The following is a 2,723-nucleotide window of genomic DNA, read 5'->3' as shown; positions in this document are numbered from 1 at the left end:
GGGGTGGGGGCCGGGGGGCGTACGGCGTCGGCGGCCTCGGGCGGCTCGTACGGGAGCCGGACGCCGTCCAGGAAGACCTCGGGCCGGACGTCCCCGGCCGACACCAGGACCGGCCAGTAGACCCCGTACGGCGAGGCGTCACCCGGCGGTGAGAGGGCGTGGAACCCGGGATAGCTGGCGAGCCCCGTCTCCACCACGGCCGAGGAGAAGGCGCGGCCGGCCAGGCGCGGGTCGGCGTCCATGACCGTGATCCGCAGCAGCCCCCCGTCGGCGAGCGTGACGTCCACCTGATCGAACGACGAGCGCGGCACCCTGGCCCAGATGGCCTCCTCCGCCAGCCGCGCCTTGGCCTCGACGTCCAGCCCCGTGAGGACCAGCGTCATCGTGTTGCGGTAGCCGCCCAGGTAGTTGACGGCGACCTTGAGCGTGCCGGGCGGTGGCTCGCCGCGGACTCCGGAGACGCGGACGCGGTCGGGGCCGTCGGCGGACAGCGTGATGGTGTCGAAGCGGGCCACCACGTCGGGACCGAGATAGCGCGGACCGGCGATCTCGTACAGCAGCTGGGCCGTGACCGTGCCCGTCGAGACCAGCCCGCCCGTGCCTGGATGCTTGGTGATGACCGAGGAGCCGTCGGCGTGCAGCTCGGCGATCGGGAAGCCGCAGTGGGCCAGGTCGGGCACGTCCCGGAAGAAGGCGTAGTTGCCGCCGGTGGCCTGGCAGCCGCACTCGATGACGTGCCCGGCCACCACCGACCCGGCCAGCGCGTCGAGGTCGCCGGGCCCCCAGCCGTACCTCCAGATGCCGGGTCCCGTCACCAGGGCGGCATCCGTGACGCGGCCCGTCACCACGACGTCGGCGCCCGCCGACAGAGCCGCGGCGATGGGCCGCCCGCCGAGGTAGGCGTTGGCGGTCAGCGGCGCCGCGTCCGGCTTCTCGCCGGTGTCGGCGTTGGTCAGGTCGAGCTCGCGGCCGGTCAGGTCGTCGCCGGTCACGTGCGCCACCCTGGGCGACAGGCCCAGCCTGGCCGCCAGGTCGTGGACGGCCCCGGCGCAGCCGGCGGGGTCGAGCCCGCCGGCGTTCGTCACGATCTTGATGCCGCGGTCGAGGCACGTGCCGAGAACATCCTCCAGCTGCCTCAGGAACGTCGGGGCGTAGCCCGGACGCCCCTTGAGGCGGTTGCCGGCCAGGATGAGCATGGTCAGCTCGGCCAGCCAGTCGCCGGTGAGCACGTCGATCGGACCGCCCTCGACCATCTCGCGGGCGGCCGAGAGCCGGTCGCCGTAGAAGCCGCTGCAGTTGGCGACGCGCAGCATCAGGGCGTCCGCTCGCCCCGCGGCACCCACGCGGCGGGCCGTTTCTCCATGAACGCCGCGATGCCCTCCTGACCCTCCTCCGAGGTGAAGCGCTGCGCGGACAGCGCCGTCATCTGCCGCAGCCCCTCGTCGAACGAGATCCCAGGCAGGTCCCTGACCAGCCGTTTGGTGATGGCCAGCGCCTCAGGGCCGCCCTTGACCAGCATCCCGGCGTAGTGGGCGACGGTCGCGTCGAGCTCCTCCTCGGGCACGGCCCGGGTGAGCAGGCCGATCTCCACGGCCCTGGCCGCGTCGAACACCTCGCCGGTCAGCAGGTATTCGGCCGCCGCCCTCGCGTTCAGCCTGCGCAGCACCGGCACGGCGATCATCGCGGGCACCACGCCGAGGCGCACCTCCGAGAACGCGAACGACGCGCGCGCCGGCGCGATCGCGAAGTCGCAGGCGGCGACCAGGCCCAGCCCGCCCGCCCGGGCCGTGCCGTTGAGGCGGCAGACGACCGGCTTCGGGCTCTCCCAGATCAGCGAGAGGATCTCCGGGAACGACGCCGTCACCGGCGCGTCCGCGGCGCCCGAGGCGCGCTCGACCCGCTGCTCCTTCAGGTCGGCGCCCGAGCAGAACACCGGGCCCGTGCCGGTCAGCACGAGCACCCGCGCCTCCGGCTCCGCCAGCGCCCAGCCGAGCCGGTCCTCCAGATCCGCGAGCAGGCGCACGGACAGCGCGTTGCGGTTCGGCGGCGAGTCGAGCGTGATCGTCGCGACGCCGTTCGAGAGCTCCTTGTGGACCAGGCGCGTCATGAGTCCCCCTCCCGCACGCTCTCCCCGCCGTCGCTCTCTTCGATGATCGCCAGCACTGCTCCAGCCTCCACCTGCTGTCCCTCCTCGACGTGCACGGCGGAGACGACCCCGCCGGCCGGGGCGGCGATCCGATGCTCCATCTTCATCGCCTCGAGCACCAGGACCGGCTGGCCACCGGCCACCCGATCGCCCTTGCCGACCTCGACCCGCAGCACGCTACCGGGCATGGGGGCGAGCAGCGATCCGGGGGCGACGTGCGCGACCGGCTCCGGCAGCCGTGGCACCGGCGTCAGCTCGACGCACCCGGCGGGGGAGTCGACGTACACCTTGCGCGGGTGCGCGCCGCCGACATCGTTGCCGCCGTCGTCGCCGTACATGGCGATGTCGTAGGCCTGCCTGACGCCGTCGCGCTCCAGCACCACCCGGTGCGGCTCGGCGGCCACGACCGTGACGCCCTCGGGGAGCGGCCGATAGACCACCTCGGCCTCCTCGAACCTGGCCCGCCCCGGCTCCGACCTCACGTTGCGCCAGCCGGAGGGCAGGCTGCCGAGGACGCGCGCGGCGCGGCGGTTCGCGGCGGCCATGGCGAGCGCGGCGGCCAGGACGGGCCACTGCG

3 protein-coding genes are annotated in these 2,723 nt (G+C 74.1%); all 3 read right to left on the bottom strand.

Annotation, left to right across the window (positions count from 1 at the left end; translation table 11 throughout):
* Positions 1 to 1,313: acyclic terpene utilization AtuA family protein (locus tag DQW85_RS11580; protein ID WP_162794909.1), on the bottom strand; the 1,313-nt coding region annotated here is incomplete at its 3' end.
* Positions 1,313 to 2,107, bottom strand: coding sequence for an enoyl-CoA hydratase-related protein (locus DQW85_RS11575; protein WP_113700341.1), 795 nt, complete (start codon positions 2,105 to 2,107; stop codon positions 1,313 to 1,315). The genes DQW85_RS11575 and DQW85_RS11580, both read right to left, overlap by 1 nt.
* Positions 2,104 to 2,723: biotin/lipoyl-containing protein (locus tag DQW85_RS11570; RefSeq protein WP_113700340.1), on the bottom strand; the 620-nt coding region annotated here is incomplete at its 5' end. The genes DQW85_RS11570 and DQW85_RS11575, both read right to left, overlap by 4 nt.

This window comes from Nonomuraea lactucae (assembly GCF_003313395.1).
GTDB lineage: Bacteria > Actinomycetota > Actinomycetes > Streptosporangiales > Streptosporangiaceae > Nonomuraea > Nonomuraea lactucae.
This window is presented reverse-complemented; position numbering and strand designations above follow the sequence as displayed.

Excerpts from the sequence above, each read along its gene's own strand:
- DQW85_RS11575 (WP_113700341.1), bottom strand. The coding sequence starts at position 2,107 with ATGACGCGCCTGGTCCACAAGGAGCTCTCGAACGGCGTCGCGACGATC.